The sequence below is a fragment of the Dyella sp. genome, assembly GCF_051954575.1.
In the GTDB taxonomy this organism is placed as follows: domain Bacteria; phylum Pseudomonadota; class Gammaproteobacteria; order Xanthomonadales; family Rhodanobacteraceae; genus Dyella_B.
In genome coordinates, this window is record NZ_JBQCHP010000155.1 from 1 (window position 1) to 18,357 (window position 18,357).

Sequence of the window (18,357 nt, forward strand, 5' to 3'; positions counted from 1 at the left end):
AGCTTGACATGCTCCTGGCCTTCCCAGTCTTCCATCTCCAGCTTGTTGTCGGCCTGCGTGCGAATCACGTTGCGCGACATCCAGCGATCCTGATTGGTGATCAGGTCGACAGATTGGCTGTGGTGGTGGAACGCCGCGATGTAGGGCTTGTTCGGGTCGCCGTCGCGGAATTCGATGACGGCCTCGTCGCCATCCAGCGCCGGGAAGTGCATACCGGTCTGCAACTTGCCGGCGAACGGTTTGGCCAGGCGCAACGGCACGCTTTCGCCGCCGGGATTCCACGCGTCGAAATCCAGATCGAAGCGCACCACGTAGTAGCCGGCCTTCGTCAGGTAAGCATATTTGTATTGGCTTGGGCTGGTGACACGTGCAGATAACGTGCCTTGGATTTTGGGCCAGGTGGCGTCGTTGAGCGGCAACCGGAAACGCCGATCGGCAGGGATGGCCTTGAAGGTGTTGCGATACGCCTTGTCGCGCGCACCGGTGTGCACGACCTCAATGATCATCATGCCGTTCGGCGCGTCGGGCAGAACCTCGTCGGTGTGCAGCACGCGCGCGCAGCACAGGCCGGGATGCGTGCTTTCGCCGTGGACCACGACCTGCCAGGCGATGGCGGCCTCGTGTCGCAGTTGCGCTTCCCACTTGGCCTGATCCTGATCCCGATGACCGGTGCCATAGACATACGGTTGTCCGTAAGTCGTGGTGTCGTTGCTGGCGACGTTGGCGTCGGCCTTGAAGCGCTCCCACGCCTGATCCGGGTTGTAGTCGGCGACGAAAAACGATTGCGGCACGGTCTGGGCGTGCGTTTCGAGCGACAGGATGGCCTCGCTTTGCGTTTCCAGTCCGGCCGGCTCGCGATAGGGCAGGGTGAGTGTAGGCTGATACAGGTAGTGATCGATGTCGTCGGCGAACACGAGCACATCGCCGTGCTCACCGGGAACGAAGTAACTGTAGAGACCTTCCTGTTCCATCAGTACGCGGATGTAGTCCCAGTCGCTGATCTGGTATTGCAGGCGGAAGGCATGCTCGGGGTAAGTGCGCCGCAGCTTGAAGACGAACTGATGGCCCTTGAAGCCGTGGCGACGCAGGATCGCCTCGATGATCTGCGGTGCGGTCTGCTGCTGGAAGATGCGGCTCGCCGGCGTGAGGCGCAGCCGTGCAGCATGCGCCTTGATCACGAAGCGGTACGCGCAGAAATCCTTCGTGGTCTTGAGCTTGCTGAACTTCGTGATGCAGCCGTGGAACGGACGCGACTCGCCACCCTCGGGTGCAAGCGTGAACGTGGCATCCTTGCCGAGATAATCCTTGCGCGAGAGTGCGTCCGGATGCGTGAGCTTGACGGTGATGCGCCAAGGTTCGCCCATGCGCTCGATGATGAGGCACGACACCACAGATAACGCGCTGGCGTTCCCGGTGCCAGGTACATCCACGAAATACGACTGCCGGCCCGTGACGCGTTTGATGGCGGCGATGTCGTCGAAGCGATCAGACATCCGTTTCTTCCTTTTATGCTTTGCCGATGACGCACGTTGCATGAGTGAGGTGCGCTCATGCGGATTCAAAAGCAAAGGCGCGAACATAAACGTTTTTCGCACGCACGTGAAGCCATTTTCATGCGAAGTGGTTATCTCGAAATAAATTGACTATCCCTGACAATTGAATGGGGCTTTTCCCATTCACGCGTTGCGAAAAGCGTGGTACTACTCTCGCCTTCGTGTATGCGCAGGCATGCAGTGACCATCGTTTCCTTCACGATCAAAAGGATCTTTGATGAGCGCGAGTTATCAGAACGAGCTGCCCAAGGCTCGCATTAATTTGAAGCTTGACCTCCATACCGGAGGTGCCCAGAAGAAAATGGAGCTCCCGCTCAAGCTGCTGGTCGCCGGGGATTTCAGTAACGGCCAGGACACGCGTACGGTGGCGGAGCGCGAGAAGGTCAACATCACGAAAAACAATTTCGATGCGGTGCTTGCCGATTATCATCCTAAGGCCAAGGTGACCGTCGAAAACAAGCTCGCGCGGGATGGTTCGGAGATGACGGTCGATGTCGATTTCACATCCATGGACGGCTTCAAGCCGGAAGCGATTGCGAGCAAGGTGCCGGAACTGCGCGCGCTCATGGCGGCGCGTAATCTGCTGCGCGACCTTAAATCGAACCTGCTCGATGATGCAACATTCCGTCGCGAGCTGGAAAAGATTCTCAAGGACCCAACGCTGTCCGATCGTCTGCGTGACGAGCTGCAAAAAGTCAGTGGCAGCGCGCTGTCCGAAGCCTGATATCCGACGGGGAGAATCTTTACATGGCCAAGAACGAACAATCGTCTCAGGACGCCTCGGCCGGCACCGTGGTGCTCGATGCACCGGCCAAGAGCGTCTATGCCTCGCTGTGCGAGAAAATCAACCTTACGCCGGTGACGGCCACGCGCCCGGTGGAGAGTTTTCAGAGTACGGACGCGCTGTCCGATTCATCGACGGACGAGCGCGTGACGCAGGCGATCAGCGTCTTTCTGAAAATGCTGCGGGGCTCGTCGCAGCCCGTCGACCGGCTGGACAAGAGCCTGCTGGACTTCCACATCGGACAGCTCGATGCGCAGATCAGCGAGCAGCTCGATGCGATCATGCATCACGAGACCATCCAGCGCATCGAATCGGCATGGCGTGGCCTCAAGTTCCTCGTCGATCGCACGGACTTCCGCAAGAACGTCAAGATCGAGGTGCTCGACGTATCCAAGGACGCGCTGCGTCAGGATTTTGAGGACACGCCGGAGATCATTCAGAGCGGCTTGTATCACCACACCTACATCCAGGAATACGACACGCCGGGCGGCGAGCCGATCGGCGCGGTGATCGCCAATTACGAATTCGACCGCAGTCCGCAGGACATCGCACTGCTGCGCAACGTCTCGAAGGTCGCGGCCTCCGCGCATATGCCCTTCATCGGCTCGGTGGGGCCGGCGTTCTTTGGCAAGGAGACGATGGAAGAGGTCGCCGCGATCAAGGACATCGGCAATTACTTCGATCGTGCCGAATACCTGAAGTGGAAGAGCTTCCGTGAGACCGATGACGCGCGCTACGTGGGGCTCACCATGCCGCGTGTGCTCGCGCGATTGCCGTATGGCCCGGATACGACGCCGGTGCGGGCGTTCAACTACACCGAAGGTGTGAAGGGACCGGACCACAGCCGCTATCTGTGGACGAACGCCACGTTCGCATTCGCCGCGAACATGGTGCAAAGCTTCGTGAAGAACGGCTGGTGCGTGCAGGTACGTGGTCCGCAGGCCGGTGGCCTGGTGGAAGACTTGCCGATCCATCTGTATGACCTCGGCACGGGCAACCAGGCCAAGATTCCGACCGAGGTGCTGATTCCGGAAACGCGTGAGTTCGAGTTCGCCAATCTCGGCTTCATCCCGCTGTCGTACTACAAGAACCGCGATTTCGCGTGCTTCTTCTCCGCCAATTCGTCGCAGAAGCCGGCGCTCTACGAGACGAAGGAAGCGACCGCCAACAGCCGCATCAATGCGCGCTTGCCGTACATCTTCCTGCTGTCGCGGATCGCGCATTACCTGAAGCTCATCCAGCGCGAGAACATCGGCACCACCAAGGATCGCCGGGTGCTCGAAAACGAGCTCAACGGCTGGATCAAGGGACTGGTCACCGAGATGAAGGACCCGGGCGACGAGCTGCAGGCTTCTCACCCATTGCGCGAGGCCAAGGTGACGGTGGAAGACATCGAGGACAACCCCGGCTTCTTCCGCATCAAGCTCTTCATCGTGCCGCACTTCCAGGTCGAGGGCATGGACATCGGCCTGTCGCTGGTGTCGCAGATGCCCAAGGGTAAGGAATGAGTACGCCCGAACAGGCGCTGTGATGGTGTGATCCTGTGACAGCCGGGAAGGGCGTCGCAGGATCACGGTTTCCTTCCTGCGGGCGAACGCGTCATGTGTTCGCCCGTCTGTCAGTCAGACACGATGAAAATCACTCGACCGCTGTGGGCCAAAGGCATCTTCATGTCGCCCCAGCATTTCCAGCAGCAGGGGTTATGGAACGGCCTTTGCGACGAACAGGTGGCGCGCATCGCCAGTCCCGATCCGTGGGGCGTGCAGGGCGTGGCGTTCGACAAGCAGGCGCTTTCGATCGAGCGTCTGCAGGTGAACGCGCTCAACGTTCGCTTACCGGATGGTACGTGGATCGACACGGACACGGCCGATCGTTTGCCGCCCGCCCGCAGCCTGGATGATGTGCCGAAACACGTCGACGCGGTCGTGGCGTTGGTCGGGTTGCCGCTCATCGATCCACAAGGCGCCAACTGCGCCGAGGACGGCCAGAAGCCCGCCCGGCCGCGCCGCTTCGTGCGCGAGTACCTGCATGTCGTGGATCTTCATGGCGAGAGCAAGGAAGAGATCAGCGTCGAGCGGCATGCGCTCGCGCTGTTGTTCGATTTCGAGCCGCACGGCGACTATGTGACCTGCCCGATCGGACGCTTCGTGCGCAACACACAGGGCCGTTTTGAGCCTGATTCAACCTTTGTGCCGCCATGCCTGATGCTGTCGGCGAGCGACCGTTTGACGACGCGGATGCAGCGCCTGTCGGACATTCTGGCGGCCAAGAGTGCGAGTCTCGCCCTACGTCGCAAGGAGCGCTCGGACCAGATCGCCGATTACGCGGTGGCCGACGTGTCGCTGTTCTGGCTGTTGCACAGCGTGAACACGACGTGGCCGGAGCTGGCGCGCTTGTGCCAGGCACCCGACCAGCATCCGGAGCGACTGTATGCGGTGCTCGCGCGGCTGGCCGGTTCGTTGTTGACGTTTTCGATGGCCGATACGCTGCAGTCGATTCCTGCGTACGACCATCGCGCGCCGGAACCGGTTTTCGCGGACCTGGAAGCGTTGATCCGCACGTTGCTCGATACCGTCATTCCATCGAGCGTGGTGCCGATTGCACTTGATCATCCGCGCGCCACGCTGTGGTCGGGGCAGTTCAACGATCCACGATTGGTCGAGAACACCGACTATTACTTGGCGGTGCGCGCGGCGATGCCAGCACACGAGCTGCTGGAACAGTTTCCGCGCCTGTGCAAGATCGGCGCACCCGATGAGGTGCAACACATCGTCAACTCGGCGTTGCCGGGCATTCCGCTGCGGCCGATGTCGCGCCTGCCGGCGGCGATTCCGGTGCGCATCGAAAACCACTATTTCGCGCTGGACAGTACGCACCCGGCCTTCAAGCGGATGACGGCGGCCCACGCCTGCCACCTCTATGTGCCGACCTCGATACCCGACGTGTCGCTGGAACTCTACGCGGTGCTGCCCGCATGACGTCTTCGATTGCCATGACTACCTCGTTGTTGCCCGTCGCGTTTCGCGACACCGCCTTGACCGTCGCGACGTTGGGACGGCCGACCACGCCATCCTCGTTCGATACGTTGCGTCAACGATGCCGTGAACAGATTCGCCGCTTGCGTGCAGAGCTGAAAACCGGCGGTCAACCGGATGACGTGATCCAGGACGCGGTCTATGCGCAATGCGCGCTGCTGGATGAGGCTGCGCTGAGCCATCTCACGGCACGCGATCGCGACGCGTGGGAGCGCGAACCGCTGCAGGTCGTCGAATTCGGCACGCACGACGCGGGTGACGTGCTGATCGCGCGCATGCAGCAATGGTTGCAGCAGCCGCAGCCGGTGCGGCCGTTACTGGCGATCTTCTTCGCGGTGCTCACTTTGGGCTTTCGCGGGCGCTTCGCGCTGGAGGGCCGCGATGCGCATGCCGCGATGATTCAGGCACTCAGCGATCGTCTGGGCGGCGCCGATGAGCCATCGGGTGGTGTCGTTGTGCGATCGACGGTCTCGCGGCGTTGGTTCCCTCGTCTGTCGTTACCGGCCGGTGTGCTGCTGGCCATCGCGATGGCGGCAATCGTTTGGGGACTATTGCATCAATGGTTGGATAGTGCTGCCGCGCAACTGGCGTCGTAAGGGGACCTTCGTGTCGGGTTATCCGTACCGCTTGCAGGCGATCGGGGTAGGGTTGCTTGTGCTGGCGTGGCTCGGTTTCTGTTCGCCGTGGTCGGTGGGCGTGAACCTTCTGCTGGCTGCGTTGACCGTAGGCATGGCGACGGCGGCGATCGTGCTCCTCACGCGCCGCGCACGGGCGCAACGGCGTGCGACCTCGCACACGCTTGCGGTCGTCGACCACGCACTGCGCGCCTTGCCGTCCGAGGTGAGGCGGCACACGCCGCTGGTGATCACCGTGGGCGATGCGCACGCCATGGCCAGCGCGTGGGGCGATGACGTCGCACGCATGACGGACGCGGCCCTCTGGGTGCGTTGCGATACATCGTTGTCGTTGATGCATCTGGCCGATGCGCTCAAGCGTTGGCGGGGCGGGCAGGGGCCGGATGCGGTGGCCGTGTTGATCGCGGCCGATCAGGGCGACGCGAACACGCAAGCGGCGACGGCATGGAAGCCATGGCATTCGGCGATGCGTGCGGCCAGCCGGGCCGTGGGCTATGCCTTGCCGCTTTGCATCGCGGTGTATGCGGAAGCCGTCGATGAGGATATCGATGCTTACCCGTGGACGGACGCATACCGCTGGTTTGGGGTATCCGGCGGCGCAGCGCTCGACATCCAGGCGCTCCCCGACGTGCTCGCACCGGAATTGGAACAGTACGTACGCGCCGTGGCACCGACGCGGCCGGAAACGCGTGCGCATCGTGCCGCCTTGCTCGATGCGTTGATGCGCTGGACCCGTGCGACGGTGTTGCCGATATGGACGGATCGCCGGGCACCGTGGCGGGTGACCGCATGCGGTGTCACGACCGTTCCGGGTGTCCCCATGCCGGGTGCGCCGTTCAGTCACTTTGTTGCCCAGACGACCGGGCTGGTGGACATGGCTGTCGAGCGTCGCGTGCTGGCACGTTATCCATTGCCTGATGCGTTGCTGGCCGGCATGCCGCGTCAACCGGTGCGTCGTGCCTGGCCGCGTGCGCTGGCGCATGCCGTGATCGCCGTGGTGGTGTTCTTTGTCGCGGGAGCGATGGCATCCGCGTGGCAGAACCGCGCCCTGATGCAGCGCGTCGCCGATCACATCACGCGTTATCAGGCCCTTCCCATGACGCAGGATGCGGCGCGCGTCGATGCGTTGGCATCCGTCAAGCGCGATCGCGATGAACTCGAACACTACGCGGATGTGGGCGTACCGATGCGGCTTGGGTTTGGGTTGTATCGCGGCGCGCCGTGGCTGCCTGTGGTTAACCGGCTGATTGCCGGCTACGAGCCACCTGCGCCCCCGCCGTCGATGATCGAACTCGACAGCCTGTCGTTGTTCAAGAGCGGCAGTGCCGTGCTCAATCCAGGTTCCAATCGCGTGCTCGTCGTGGCACTCGACATGATCAAGGCGCATCCCGACAAACGCGTGCTCGTCGCGGGGCATACGGATGCCGTCGGCAATGCGGTATCGAATCAGAAGCTTTCCGAAGCGCGGGCCGCCGCCGTGCGCGACTGGCTGATCGACGCCTCGGGGCTTTCGCCGACACGTTTTGCAATCCAGGGCTATGGCGACACGCGCCCGAAAGCGTCCAACGACACCGCCGCGGGTCGCGCGATGAACCGGCGCGTCGAAATCACCCTCATTCCCGACTGCCGTGACGATGACGGCAGCCGTTCAACCCAAGGCCGTCCGGCCTGTTCCCGATAGGAGAGAAGTGGTATGGCAATTCCGGCATATATGTGGCTCAAGGACGATGGCGGCGCCGACATCAAGGGCTCGGTCACCGTTCAAGACCGTGAAGGCAGTGTCGAGCTTGTGGCGTTCGATCACGGCGTGCACATCCCGACTGACGGCAATACGGGCAAGCTCACCGGCACGCGCGTGCATGCGCCGATCACGCTGACCAAAGAGACCGATGCGTCGACACCGTACCTGTACAAGGCGGTGACCAGCGGCCAGACGCTGAAGTCGGTCGAGATCAAGTGGTACAAGATCGATGACGCCGGCAAGGAGAAGGAATACTTCAATACCAAGCTCGACAACGTCAAGGTAGTGGCCGTTCGTCCGCAGATGCTGGACATCAAGAATCCGGCCTACGAGAAACACAATCACCTCGAAAACGTTGAGCTGCGCTACGAGAAGATCACCTGGGCGTACAAGGACGGCAACATCGTGCATGCCGATACGTGGAACGAGCGCTCGTAGCGCGTTCTCGTTAGTTATCGCAGGCTGGCTTGCCACAGGATGCCTGGATGGTTTCGCTCCAGGTATTCAATCAATGAGGTAAACGGCTAATGAGTTTTAGTCATACCCAACTTGGATACGAGAGCAATGCCTTTCGACAAAGCGGGTGCTGTGAATTATGCAAATAGTCATGCTGAGGTCGGTAGCAGAGGGCGGTGCGCCGCCTATGTGCGCCGCGCTATCGAGTGGGGAGGCATTCAACTAGCTCACGTTGGAAGCGCGAAGGACTATGGTCCGAGTCTCCTTGCAGCAGGATTTTAGTAAAAAGCAGCGCTTTTCAAAAGGGAGATGTCGTTGTCATCCAGCCAGTCGCTGGCCATGATGACGGGCATATGGCCATTTTCGATGGGACGCAATGGGTGTCCGACTTCAAGCAGAGGATCGGCCCTGAGGGCTTCTATCCTGGCCCGGACTACAGGCGTTTACGACCGTCGTACAAGATTTATCGTCGCCATTGAGGGATCGTATGTCAAAGAAGTCTTCTTCAATAAGTTTGGTGTTGCTGCTGATTTGTACGTTGTGCCCCCAAATTGCGGCCGCTAAGGATTATTCGACACCTGAGGCTGATGTGAAGGCGTTTTATCCATGGTACATCCAGCAAGTGGACCAGCTTAAGGATGTTTTGTTCGACGATCACATCTACGCCTACGTGGAGAAAACAACGGTCGATGCATTACGCGATGATGCGAAGCATGACAAGTTTCCCGGTGACGTGGACTACTTCATAAAGGTGCAAGATGTAGATCCGGCGGATTGGAATAGTCACACAGTGATCCACCCAGCCGTCATGCTTGACGATGTTGCTGTGATCCTCGCTCGCTTTGGCGCTGCCGGAACCAAATCGAATTTGATCATCTTCCTGCGGAAGTACGGTGACACGTGGAAGATCATGAAGGTGGAAGACACGAAAGATCATTTCCGTCCCCGATGACGAACACCTACGGTCGTACCGGATTCATGATTCATGGCGATAGCGCAGCGCATCCTGGTAGTGCGTCAGATGGTTGCATCATCATGCCCCTTCCCGCCCGTAAGCGAGTTTGGGAAAGCGGTGATCACCGGCTTCAGGTGGTGCCGTGAAACGACTACTCGCCATGCTGCTCCTGATGAGTCCGATGCTCTGCCTTGCCAAAGCTCCCGCGTGCTCAAGCTGGCCGACCAACATCGCCATCGCGAGCCTGAAAAATGCAGGAATTACCGACCCGACGAAACTGGACGAATCGAAAACAAAGGCGGTGCTGCTCGCCTCGGAGAAGATCGGAACGAACCTGTACCGCCAGATTTACGACATTAGTTTTTACGAGAAATCAGGCGCCACGGTTCAAGTCATCACGAACAGCGAAGCATCCTCCAGCGAATGCTCGATGAGCGGCGTTGATGTTTATGTGGTCGCGCGGAAAATCGGCGGTTCACTGTAGTCAAGGTGTCACGGATTCATGCTTGCCCCTGGTTATTCATGGGGCGCAATGTCGAGCGGCTTGCCGCGTCGGATTAAGCCAGAAACGTGGCTTTTACCCCGGTCCCGCCTATCGCTATGCGCAGCCATCATACGAAATCTATCGCCATGATTGAGGAAAAAAAATGAAACGCATCCTTTTTTTAGCGGCGGCCTTTATGGTCTTCGCGGTGGGAATGGTGAATCAGCGGACAGCCGTGGCGGGAGCTGCCCAAGAATCGCCGGAGGCAACGGCGAGCGCGTTCTACACGTGGTTCCTCAAGCACGATTCCGACCAGACTTATCCGTTGAGAGAAAAGGACATAGAAAAATACATGGCGCCGCAGACGGTCGAAAGACTAAAGAATGATTACGCCCATAGCGGGCCGCCGAACGGTGTCGACTATTTCCTGAAGGTCCAGGATTACGATAGTCAAGAGTGGCTTGCACACATGGTGACGCATCCCGCCGTCATGTTGGATGGTGTAGCGATTGTGCCCATCACCCTAGGAGCAAAGGAGAAAGTTGACGTATTGGTGTTTATGAGAAAACTGGATGGGAAATGGAAAATCACCAAGGTCGACGATACCTGGGACTACAAGTAGTGCGAGCAAGCTTGTCGAATTGACTTGCTAAGAACGCCACAAGTTATACGTACATCAAGACATCATATCCATGACTACCCGCGATTGCGCTCCCTACCTCCGTCGTCTCAACGACACCTGCGCGCAGGCGCTTGCCGACGCGGCGAGCCTGTGCGAAACGCGCGCCCATCGCGATATCGAGGTCGAGCACTGGTTGATCAAGTTGCTCGAACGCGGCGAGGGCGACCTGCTGCTGATTCTGCGCCGCTACGAACTCGACGTGGACGCGATCTGGAACGGTTTGCTCAGCGCGGTGGGCCGCTTGCCGCACAATTTGCGTGGCAAGCCAGGTTTGTCCCAGCGCGTGGGCGCGTGGCTGGAAACCGCTTGGCTACGTGCGTCGCTCGATACCGCCGATGGCGCGCCATCGATCCGTTCGGCGCATCTGTTGGCCGCGTTGGCCGACCACCCGCACCTGTTGCGCGCGCCCGACGCGTGGGGACTGCTCACGGTGTCGGCCGCGCAGATCGAACGGTTGATGCCGGAACTCGATGCCGTTTCGGCCGAGGCGCGTGCGCAGGCTGTGGCCGTGGATCATGCGACACCCTCGGGATCGCCCGTCGCGGAAGTGGTCGCTATGGAAGAGAGGGCAAGCGATCGATCGTCGGCAACATCACGCATGAGTCCGGCGTCGCATGCACAGGGTGCCTTGAGCCGCTTTACGATCGATATCACGCACAAGGCGCGCAAAGGACGCATCGATCCAGTGTTCGGCCGCGATGTCGAAATCCGCCAGATGATCGACATCCTGGTGCGACGTCGCAAGAACAATCCCATTCTCGTGGGCGATCCGGGTGTCGGTAAAACCGCGCTCGTCGAAGGCCTTGCACTGAAAATTATTGAAGGCGATGTGCCGGCCGCGATCCGCAACGTCAGCGTCCTCACGCTCGATCTCGGTTTGCTGCAGGCGGGCGCGGGTGTGAAGGGCGAATTCGAGCAGCGCCTCAAGACCGTGATCGACGAGGTGCAGGCGTCATCCACACCGATCCTGCTGTTCATTGACGAAGCGCATACCTTGATCGGCGCGGGTAATACGGCGGGCGGTGCCGATGCAGCCAATCTGCTGAAGCCCGCACTGGCGCGCGGCGAATTGCGCACGATCGCGGCAACGACCTGGTCCGAATACAAGCAGTATTTTGAGCGCGATGCGGCACTCGAACGACGTTTTCAAGTGGTGAAGGTCGATGAGCCGGACGATGAAAATGCCTGCCTGATGCTGCGTGGCCTGAAGGACCGCTATGCACAGCATCACAACGTGCACATCACCGATGCGGCGGTCGAAGCGGCGGTGCGTTTGTCACGCCGCTATCTGACAGGGCGACAGTTGCCGGATAAGGCGGTGGATTTGCTCGACACTGCCGCAGCGCGGGTGCGCATGAGCATGGATGCAACACCGGTCGCGCTGGCGACATGTCAGGAGGAACACCGTGCACTGGCGATCGAACGTGCGGCGCTGACGCACGATCAAGGGATCGTTGCGGCCGACGTTGTTGAGCGCCTCACGGCGATCGACCAACGGCTCGCCGCCCTCGTGGCCGAGCAGGTGCGCCTGGAAGAACAATGCGCTGCGCAACGCGCCACCGTCGCGCAATTGCAATCGCTGCGCGAGCAATGGCGCGACACGGCGGACGCGTCGGCCCGTCACGCGCTGGAAGCTTCGATCAAGGCGCTGCACGGTCCGCTCGGGGAACACGGCGCGGACGTACTGGTGCATGCCGAAGTCGATGCGGCAGCCGTGGCCAGTGTGATTGCCGACTGGACCGGTGTGCCGGTGGGGAGCCTTCTTGAAGATGAACTCGCCAACCTGCTCGAACTCGAATCGCGGCTGGGGCGCGTGGTGGTCGGACAGGACGATGCACTGGCTGCGCTCTGCAAGAGTCTACGTGCAGCAAAAGCCGGACTGACGTCCGATCAGGCGCCGCTCGGTGTGTTTTTGTTGGTCGGTCCTTCGGGTGTTGGGAAGACGGAGACGGCGCGCGCCTTGGCCGAGCTGATGTTCGGCGGCGAGCGCGCCCTGGTCACGATCAACCTGTCCGAATACCAGGAAGCGCATACAGTCTCGCAGTTGAAGGGCTCGCCGCCGGGCTACGTGGGTTATGGACAAGGTGGCGTGCTCACGGAAGCCGTGCGCCAGCGTCCCTACAGCGTGATCCTGCTCGATGAAGTCGAGAAAGCGCACCGCGATGTGCTGAATCTTTTCTATCAGGTGTTCGATCGCGGATTCATGCGCGACGGGGAAGGGCGGGTGATCGATTTTCGCCACACGGTCATTTTGATGACGTCCAACCTCGGCAGCGATCAGATCATGGCGGTGACCGAAGCGACGCGTGAGGCGGACGACGAAGTGGCGAGCTCCACGCTGATGGAAACGATTCGGCCGCTGCTGGTGGAACACTTCCAGCCCGCGCTGCTCGCACGCTTCCAGACCATTGTGTACCGGCCGTTGTCGGTGGAGGCGTTGGCGACGATCGTGCGCATGAAGCTGGACAAGGTCACCCAGCGCATCGCCCAGCGTTTCGGCGTCGCAATGACGTGCGACGATGCTCTGGTGGCCGAACTCGTACGCGCATGCCAGCTGCCAGACTCGGGGGCGCGCAATATCGACAGCCTGCTGGACCAGCAAATCCTGCCGGTCCTGTCGCGCGAACTGCTGGTGCGCAGTGCGCGCCAGCAGTTGCCGCGGACCCTTCGGCTCGGTTATGCCGAGGACGAGGGCGTCACGGTGGAGTTTGAGGCGGCCGTGGAGCAGGCGGCATGAATCGCGGCGGGCCGGGACTTTTCGAGAAGGTGACGGGGCACTTGGCCAACGGTGCGGCGGTGGATGACTTCGATGCGGCGACCCAAACGTTCCTGTCCGTCCAGGACAACATCCAGCGCATCCTCAACAGCCGCCGCAACGGCTTGTTGCATGTGCCCGATTACGGCCTCGATGATCTGACCGAGGTGTACCGGGATCTGCCGGCGTCTACGTTGCGGCTCAAGCGCGTGATGGAACACACACTCCTGAAATACGAGCCGCGCCTCAAGGCGATCGATATCGAGATCGCGCAGATCGAGCGGGACATGCTGCTGAGCTTCACGATGACGTGCCATCTTCACCAGACGGGGCTGGTGCGGTTTGGTACACACTTCCTGCCGGATGGCAAGACGCGCTTGACGTTGCTCAAGAGCGAGATGGAGCGATATTAGAGATGTTCCCGAGCGGTATGCTGCCCATCAAGATTCTCTGTACGGGTAAGGCGCTACCAACACGTCGGGTATCGTCCGACGAACTTGACGCTGTACTCAAGCGCGAGCCTGGTTATGTACGTTGCAAGTCAGGTGTCGACTACCGATATCATGCCAGCAACGAGGAAACCCAATCTGGGCTTGCTGCCGCCGCGTTGCGTGACGCCCTCGTACGCGGGGAGATTGTCGCTTCGTCAATTGATCTCGTGCTGTCCGCGTCGGGCGTCGCGGAGTAGGCCCTACCATGCACGGCGAGCCGTATCCTCGAATCGGCAGGCCTGCATGTCGGCACACCTGGATTCGACATCAACGCTAGTTGCCTAAGCTTCGTGACTGCATTCCATGCCGCGGCGTGCATGCTGAAGGTTGGTACCTACCGGCGTATTGCGATTGTTGCGCCCGACCTCGCATCGCGTGGTGTTGATTGGGACGAACCGGAAACGTCGCTGATTTTTTCATTTCAGGCGCAACGGCTGCTGAGCCGCAAGACGCAACGAACTTTTATCTCACCTACACCAGCGTGGGGACATGGTTCCAGCGCGGTGCGAGACACTCGCGCAGCCTCTTCAGAAGCGAATGTCCGTGCTACTTGAGTAAGCAATCGATCACGCGCACGCGCTGCGACCGTGCGTATGCGATGGGGCATGGATACACAGGGATGAGAATGGCGCGCTACGCGTTTGCCTTCAAACATTTCCTTTATCAGGGCAACGTGTTCTCGCTGGCTGGTATCTCCCTGGGCGCCGCGACGAAACGCAGGTTTCATCGCGGCGCAGTTGCGTACGCTGTCCAAATTCGTAGTCTTCCATGCCGTCCGGGGGCTGCCATGTCGCAGGAGCGAAAGCCCTGGGCTTGATCGATGGTGCCAGCGGCATCGTCGATGTGGTGGCGACGCGCCGGACGGTACCCAGGCAGGCAGTAAGGGGCGCCAATGTCGCCGGCGCCTCAATCTGTTACGGCAACGGGCTCGAAGGATTCGCGAAGATGTTCGCGAGGTATTCACATCGCGCCGGGTTCTGCTATAGTTGTCCGCTCCGATGCGGGAATAGCTCAGTTGGTAGAGCACGACCTTGCCAAGGTCGGGGTCGCGAGTTCGAGTCTCGTTTCCCGCTCCAGTTTCAAGCAAAACCTCGGTGAGCCGAGGTTTTGTTTTTTAAAGCGGAACCCGACCTGCTATGGTTGTGGTTCAGCGCAATGGCCAGGTGGCAGAGTGGTCATGCAGCGGCCTGCAAAGCCGTGTACGCCGGTTCGATTCCGACCCTGGCCTCCATTGCGAAGGAAGAAAAAAAAGCGCCCTTGCCAGCCTGTGTCAAAACGAGCTGCCATGGTCAAGGAGGCGCCCCTCGCAAGAGGAGCGCCTTTTTCTTTATGACGAGCGGAAGCGAGCCGATCAGATCGGCTGGAGCTGTTCGATGAGCTGAGTGCGGCCCAGCAGGCTCCTCAGGCGCTTCAGGTTGAAGACCATGACCGCAATGGCCATGTCGGCACCGGCATCTCTGCTTCCCCGAGGCAAGAAGCGAGGCAGGCCGAAGATCCGGTATTTCAGTTCCGCAAACGACCGCTCCACCGTGCAGCGGCGCAAGCGCATCGCTTGCGGGGTCGCGCGAGCGTGCATCCGTTGGAGCACATCCTCCTCCACGTGACGGGAGACGCGGCCGCACTCGGTCTCCAACCGCCGCGACGAACGGATCTGTTGCAGATAACCGTACAGGTAAAGGCGCAGCAAGTCGCCCGGGTCGTAGCCCGGCCGTCCCGTCGCAGCCGGCTTGCTTTGCGCAAAACCCAGCGCCTGAAGATCCAGACTCGACACGAACGCATCGATCACCCGGCAGGCGTGATCTCCGGTAGAAATTCGTCCAGGCTCAACGGAAACAATGCGCTCTGACCGCGACCTTCGCCGGTGATATGGCCCATAAAAGAAATGCCCTCGGGGTCTCCGAGGGCAGTGTTGCCTGCGACTGCTTCAGCGTCTATGTGTCAGATGAGTTTTGACACAGGCTGTTGCGGCGCTTTTTTTTATGCCCCCGACGCGTGCCGGCTTGATGCGCCACTCGCGCCGTTTGCGTTTTCATGCAGCGCGCATCCGAGTGCGTCCGTCGCCATGGGGTGGCCAAGCAAGGTGTAGGTACCACGTACTGGCCGCGTGGCCCGATACTTTATTTAAGTTGCCACGATTTAAAACACGGCCGAACGGTCAAGGAAATGTGAAGAGAAGAGCCGATTTATGACACGGCGGAATTGCATGGGTTATGCCAGAAAATTTCTCCAACTTATGCACGATTCCCCTGGTACATTCTGGCCTCCGGTAGGCGAACTACCATACCAGGGGAAGCCCCATGTCCCGTAATCAAGGAAGCTTTGTCCGTAAAGCAGCATTCGCCGGCCTGCTTGCTCTTTGCGTTACCTCCATCGCCTCGGCCCAGACGTCGGCACCCGCGACGGGGCTTGGGCAAGCGTGGCCGAATGCAGCAGACGTCAGCGCCAATCCGAATTGGCACGTCTACGTGTTCGTGTTGAATGGCATCAAGTACATCCAGGTCAACGATCTGAATGGCAACGTGCATGCCGCGGTCGGTACCGCCAATGGCACGTCGATCGTGCTGCCAGTGGGTGTGGATTCGCAGAATGTGGCGACGTCCTCGTCCACTACGACGGACTCGTCTTCGACAACGACGGTTTACAGCGACAGCGCCACGACGGTGACCGCGACGCCGCAGAGCAATGGCGCCACGCGCTTCACCGTGTTGAATAATGCATCGTGCCCGACAGCGGGTTGCTCAGGGAACGGTGGACCTTGATCCAGCGCTGGCGGCTATTTCACCCACAGGCGAATCTGAGGAGCGAGGCTGGAAACCGGCCTCGGCTCCTCTTGCACGGCATCATGCAGTAGCGCCGTGACCCGCAATTTGTCCTTGGGCATGCGTAGATGCAGCGCTCCATTGAAGATGGATACGTGATCGCGCATTTCAGGAATGTCCAGCATGCTCGCACCCAGCTTCGCAGCCAGGCGCCGACGCTCTTCGGAGTAATAGACCGCGCTGGCGACACCGGTTTCTTCCAGCACGCCTTCAACGCACAGCATCACCCAGCGCTTGCCATGAGTTTCTCCGCCGCGAAGCTTGAGGTTGACGCGCGTACAAGCAAGCCTGGAAGTGACGTAGACGACAGCCTCGCAGGCAGTCCGATAAGCCGCGGTAAGTACGGACGGCGCTAGACGGGTAAAGCCGCGTCCGCTGATTTCGCAACGATAGGCGATGCCCGCTTCATCCAGGGCGCGAGCAACCGTTTCGTTGAGCGCCGCGGGCAATCCGCGTTCGCGCCATGCCACCGGATGCATACTTTCGGCCAGCCGATAAACCTGATTCTGCGTGGCTACTGCTTGCTTGTAAAAGGCGTGGCTTTCGATGTTGGGAACGATACGGCGCATCTGATCGAGCAGACGACCGTTCGTGATATGCAACGTCCCGGCGAGATATTCGAGCGCCTGCGAAGTCTGGCGCATGCGCTGCTCGCTGAGCTGAAGATTCTGCCTGGCCAGGCGTTGCACGTTGAGCACGCTTTGCCGTTCTTTCTCTTCCTGCATGAGCTGAACGCTGATGCGGGCGCCCAGCGCGAACAGGCAGGTAATGCCGATGGCGAGAAACGCCTCTGTCGTATAGGTCTTCGGATCGGAATCGGCCGCCAGGGAGATCGGCAAGGAAATGCAGGCAATGGCCAGGGGGCCGCTGATCGCGGCCGCACGCCAGCCGTGCTTGAGCGTAAGCCAGGCCATCGGCAGGAACATCGCCACCGGAGCTATTTGCCGGATTATGTCGTTCCCACCCTGGCTTGCCCAGGTAAGTAGGATCAGTACCGGGGCGACCAATGCGACCGTATCGAGAAACAAGCGCCCGGAAAATGCCTGGTAGATCTGCGCGCGTATCTGGCCCGGTCGATAATCGAGCCTTGCCATGACCACCCACGGCACGATGGACAATATCGCCAGATACGATCCAAGGAAGAAAATGGCCGCCTGCATGAAGTTAAGCGGCGTGGTGGGATCATTGGCCAATACCACGGCGGTGGAGCTATATACCGTTCCGCCCAATGCGACCAGCAACCCGCAAACCAGCAGTGCTTTGACATCGATGAAGTCTTTCGACGGGAATGGCGGCAGCTTTGCCCGGCACCACCACACGATGGGCATGGCCACGGCGAAGGGTGGAATGCAGCGGAAGACGATCCACGCCAGATCCTTGTCCATACCTGGAAAGATGCCATACGCATTGGGCAGCACTTCGCCAATCAGCAGCGCCGGCCAGAACCGATACGGTATCAACAGCAGGCAGGCGAGTCGTACGCCGGCATGGACTGGCCAATGCGCGGTGGAAAACGGATGTATCGCGAAATAGAGAAGCCCATAGCCGACTGCAACACCAAGCTGCAGCAGCCATTCGTTAGTCCACCACCGCTTCCCCATGCGTTTTTCCCCTGCAAAAGAAGCTCACCAATGACAAGGCGTGATTCCGCTTTTCCCGCCAGCTTAGATCAAGAATAAAACAATCCGGGCCGTGAAGTTCGCGTGAGTGCTTTAGCTTATCGGCCCTGGGGCCTGCCAAGTTAAGACTATCCCGTGGACGGCGGTCGAAATAGCTGACGCAGAGCACGTTTGCCGCGTGAAGAGAGCTCAAGTTCTTGCGGGCGGCGCTGGCGCGGTGCAAGCAGGCAGGCGGCCGGTGCGGCGCTATGGGCACCTGGTTTTGGGGCAACAGGGTCCTGTTCTGGGTGGTCATACAGCTGCAAAGAGTGCGCTAAGCAAATCTGTTTAGTCTTGCGCCGTGAAGGT

At 60.2% G+C, this 18,357-nt stretch carries 16 protein-coding genes, 2 tRNA genes and 1 pseudogene; 15 read left to right on the plus strand and 4 right to left on the minus strand.

Annotation, left to right across the window (positions count from 1 at the left end):
• Nucleotides 1–1,493, minus strand: a 1,493-nt coding sequence (locus ACTHNE_RS18875) for a type VI secretion system Vgr family protein (protein WP_440270029.1), incomplete at its 3' end; no start/stop codon positions are given.
• A gap of 277 nt (nucleotides 1,494–1,770) precedes the next feature.
• Between ACTHNE_RS18875 and tssB the strand changes: the two genes are divergently transcribed.
• The 14 genes from tssB (at nucleotide 1,771) to ACTHNE_RS18945 (ending at nucleotide 14,802) form a co-directional block, all read left to right on the plus strand.
• Nucleotides 1,771–2,277: a type VI secretion system contractile sheath small subunit gene (tssB, locus tag ACTHNE_RS18880; protein WP_324936895.1), complete on the plus strand. Its 507-nt coding sequence runs from the start codon at nucleotides 1,771–1,773 to the stop codon at nucleotides 2,275–2,277.
• A 23-nt stretch (nucleotides 2,278–2,300) separates the two neighbouring features.
• Nucleotides 2,301–3,845: a type VI secretion system contractile sheath large subunit gene (gene tssC, locus ACTHNE_RS18885; RefSeq protein WP_324936896.1), complete on the plus strand. Its 1,545-nt coding sequence runs from the start codon at nucleotides 2,301–2,303 to the stop codon at nucleotides 3,843–3,845.
• A gap of 123 nt (nucleotides 3,846–3,968) precedes the next feature.
• Nucleotides 3,969–5,315: a type VI secretion system baseplate subunit TssK gene (gene tssK, locus ACTHNE_RS18890; RefSeq protein WP_324936898.1), complete on the plus strand. Its 1,347-nt coding sequence runs from the start codon at nucleotides 3,969–3,971 to the stop codon at nucleotides 5,313–5,315.
• Nucleotides 5,312–5,968, plus strand: coding sequence for a DotU family type IV/VI secretion system protein (locus tag ACTHNE_RS18895; protein WP_324936900.1), 657 nt, complete (start codon nucleotides 5,312–5,314; stop codon nucleotides 5,966–5,968). The genes tssK and ACTHNE_RS18895 overlap by 4 nt, the downstream gene beginning before the upstream one ends.
• Before the next feature lie 10 nt (nucleotides 5,969–5,978).
• Entirely contained in the window at nucleotides 5,979–7,688 is a 1,710-nt protein-coding gene (locus tag ACTHNE_RS18900) for an OmpA family protein (protein ID WP_324936902.1), read from the plus strand.
• Nucleotides 7,689–7,700: 12 nt separating this feature from the next.
• The gene (locus ACTHNE_RS18905) at nucleotides 7,701–8,186 is read left to right on the plus strand and encodes an Hcp family type VI secretion system effector (protein ID WP_324936904.1); all 486 of its coding nucleotides are present in this window, start codon (nucleotides 7,701–7,703) and stop codon (nucleotides 8,184–8,186) included.
• A gap of 505 nt (nucleotides 8,187–8,691) precedes the next feature.
• Nucleotides 8,692–9,156 (plus strand): hypothetical protein, encoded by a 465-nt coding sequence (locus tag ACTHNE_RS18910; RefSeq protein WP_324936906.1) that lies wholly within the window; start codon nucleotides 8,692–8,694, stop codon nucleotides 9,154–9,156.
• 145 nt (nucleotides 9,157–9,301) lie between these two features.
• A complete protein-coding gene (locus ACTHNE_RS18915) occupies nucleotides 9,302–9,643 on the plus strand; it encodes a hypothetical protein (protein WP_440270030.1) in 342 nt (113 codons plus the stop codon).
• Nucleotides 9,644–9,806: 163 nt separating this feature from the next.
• Nucleotides 9,807–10,265, plus strand: a complete 459-nt coding sequence (locus tag ACTHNE_RS18920) for a DUF3828 domain-containing protein (protein WP_440270031.1) — start codon at nucleotides 9,807–9,809, stop codon at nucleotides 10,263–10,265.
• A gap of 70 nt (nucleotides 10,266–10,335) precedes the next feature.
• Nucleotides 10,336–13,062: a type VI secretion system ATPase TssH gene (gene tssH / locus ACTHNE_RS18925; protein WP_440270032.1), complete on the plus strand. Its 2,727-nt coding sequence runs from the start codon at nucleotides 10,336–10,338 to the stop codon at nucleotides 13,060–13,062.
• Entirely contained in the window at nucleotides 13,059–13,493 is a 435-nt protein-coding gene (tssE, locus tag ACTHNE_RS18930) for a type VI secretion system baseplate subunit TssE (RefSeq protein WP_324945954.1), read from the plus strand. Before tssH ends, tssE begins: the two co-directional genes overlap by 4 nt.
• Nucleotides 13,494–13,837: 344 nt before the next feature.
• Nucleotides 13,838–14,125, plus strand: coding sequence for a hypothetical protein (locus ACTHNE_RS18935; RefSeq protein WP_414649772.1), 288 nt, complete (start codon nucleotides 13,838–13,840; stop codon nucleotides 14,123–14,125).
• Between the two features lie 446 nt (nucleotides 14,126–14,571).
• Nucleotides 14,572–14,647: transfer RNA gene (locus ACTHNE_RS18940), tRNA-Gly, on the plus strand.
• An 81-nt stretch (nucleotides 14,648–14,728) separates the two neighbouring features.
• Nucleotides 14,729–14,802, plus strand: a tRNA-Cys gene (locus ACTHNE_RS18945).
• Nucleotides 14,803–14,922: 120 nt separating this feature from the next.
• Here ACTHNE_RS18945 and ACTHNE_RS18950 read toward each other — a convergent pair.
• Together ACTHNE_RS18950 and ACTHNE_RS18955 are read right to left on the minus strand one after the other, a co-directional pair.
• Complete coding sequence (locus ACTHNE_RS18950) at nucleotides 14,923–15,171, minus strand: transposase (RefSeq protein WP_440270038.1); 249 nt, start codon at nucleotides 15,169–15,171, stop codon at nucleotides 14,923–14,925.
• Between the two features lie 12 nt (nucleotides 15,172–15,183).
• A pseudogene (locus ACTHNE_RS18955) lies at nucleotides 15,184–15,446 on the minus strand (transposase); the annotation flags it as partial.
• 422 nt (nucleotides 15,447–15,868) lie between these two features.
• On the opposite strand from ACTHNE_RS18955, the gene ACTHNE_RS18960 reads away from it, so the two are divergent.
• On the plus strand, nucleotides 15,869–16,330 hold the full coding sequence (locus ACTHNE_RS18960; RefSeq protein ID WP_324944682.1) for a hypothetical protein: 462 nt from the start codon (nucleotides 15,869–15,871) through the stop codon (nucleotides 16,328–16,330).
• Between the two features lie 14 nt (nucleotides 16,331–16,344).
• On the opposite strand, the gene ACTHNE_RS18965 is transcribed toward ACTHNE_RS18960, so the two are convergent.
• Entirely contained in the window at nucleotides 16,345–17,991 is a 1,647-nt protein-coding gene (locus ACTHNE_RS18965) for an MASE1 domain-containing protein (protein ID WP_440270033.1), read from the minus strand.
• Between the last annotated feature and the right edge of the window lie 366 nt (nucleotides 17,992–18,357).

Excerpts from the sequence above, each read along its gene's own strand:
- tssE (WP_324945954.1), top strand. The coding sequence starts at position 13,059 with ATGAATCGCGGCGGGCCGGGACTTTTCGAGAAGGTGACGGGGCACTTG.
- tssC (WP_324936896.1), top strand. The coding sequence starts at position 2,301 with ATGGCCAAGAACGAACAATCGTCTCAGGACGCCTCGGCCGGCACCGTG.
- ACTHNE_RS18905 (WP_324936904.1), top strand. The coding sequence starts at position 7,701 with ATGGCAATTCCGGCATATATGTGGCTCAAGGACGATGGCGGCGCCGAC.
- ACTHNE_RS18910 (WP_324936906.1), top strand. The coding sequence starts at position 8,692 with ATGTCAAAGAAGTCTTCTTCAATAAGTTTGGTGTTGCTGCTGATTTGT.
- tssH (WP_440270032.1), top strand. The coding sequence starts at position 10,336 with ATGACTACCCGCGATTGCGCTCCCTACCTCCGTCGTCTCAACGACACC.
- tssK (WP_324936898.1), top strand. The coding sequence starts at position 3,969 with ATGAAAATCACTCGACCGCTGTGGGCCAAAGGCATCTTCATGTCGCCC.
- ACTHNE_RS18965 (WP_440270033.1), bottom strand. The coding sequence starts at position 17,991 with ATGGGGAAGCGGTGGTGGACTAACGAATGGCTGCTGCAGCTTGGTGTT.
- ACTHNE_RS18960 (WP_324944682.1), top strand. The coding sequence starts at position 15,869 with ATGTCCCGTAATCAAGGAAGCTTTGTCCGTAAAGCAGCATTCGCCGGC.
- tssB (WP_324936895.1), top strand. The coding sequence starts at position 1,771 with ATGAGCGCGAGTTATCAGAACGAGCTGCCCAAGGCTCGCATTAATTTG.
- ACTHNE_RS18920 (WP_440270031.1), top strand. The coding sequence starts at position 9,807 with ATGAAACGCATCCTTTTTTTAGCGGCGGCCTTTATGGTCTTCGCGGTG.
- ACTHNE_RS18895 (WP_324936900.1), top strand. The coding sequence starts at position 5,312 with ATGACGTCTTCGATTGCCATGACTACCTCGTTGTTGCCCGTCGCGTTT.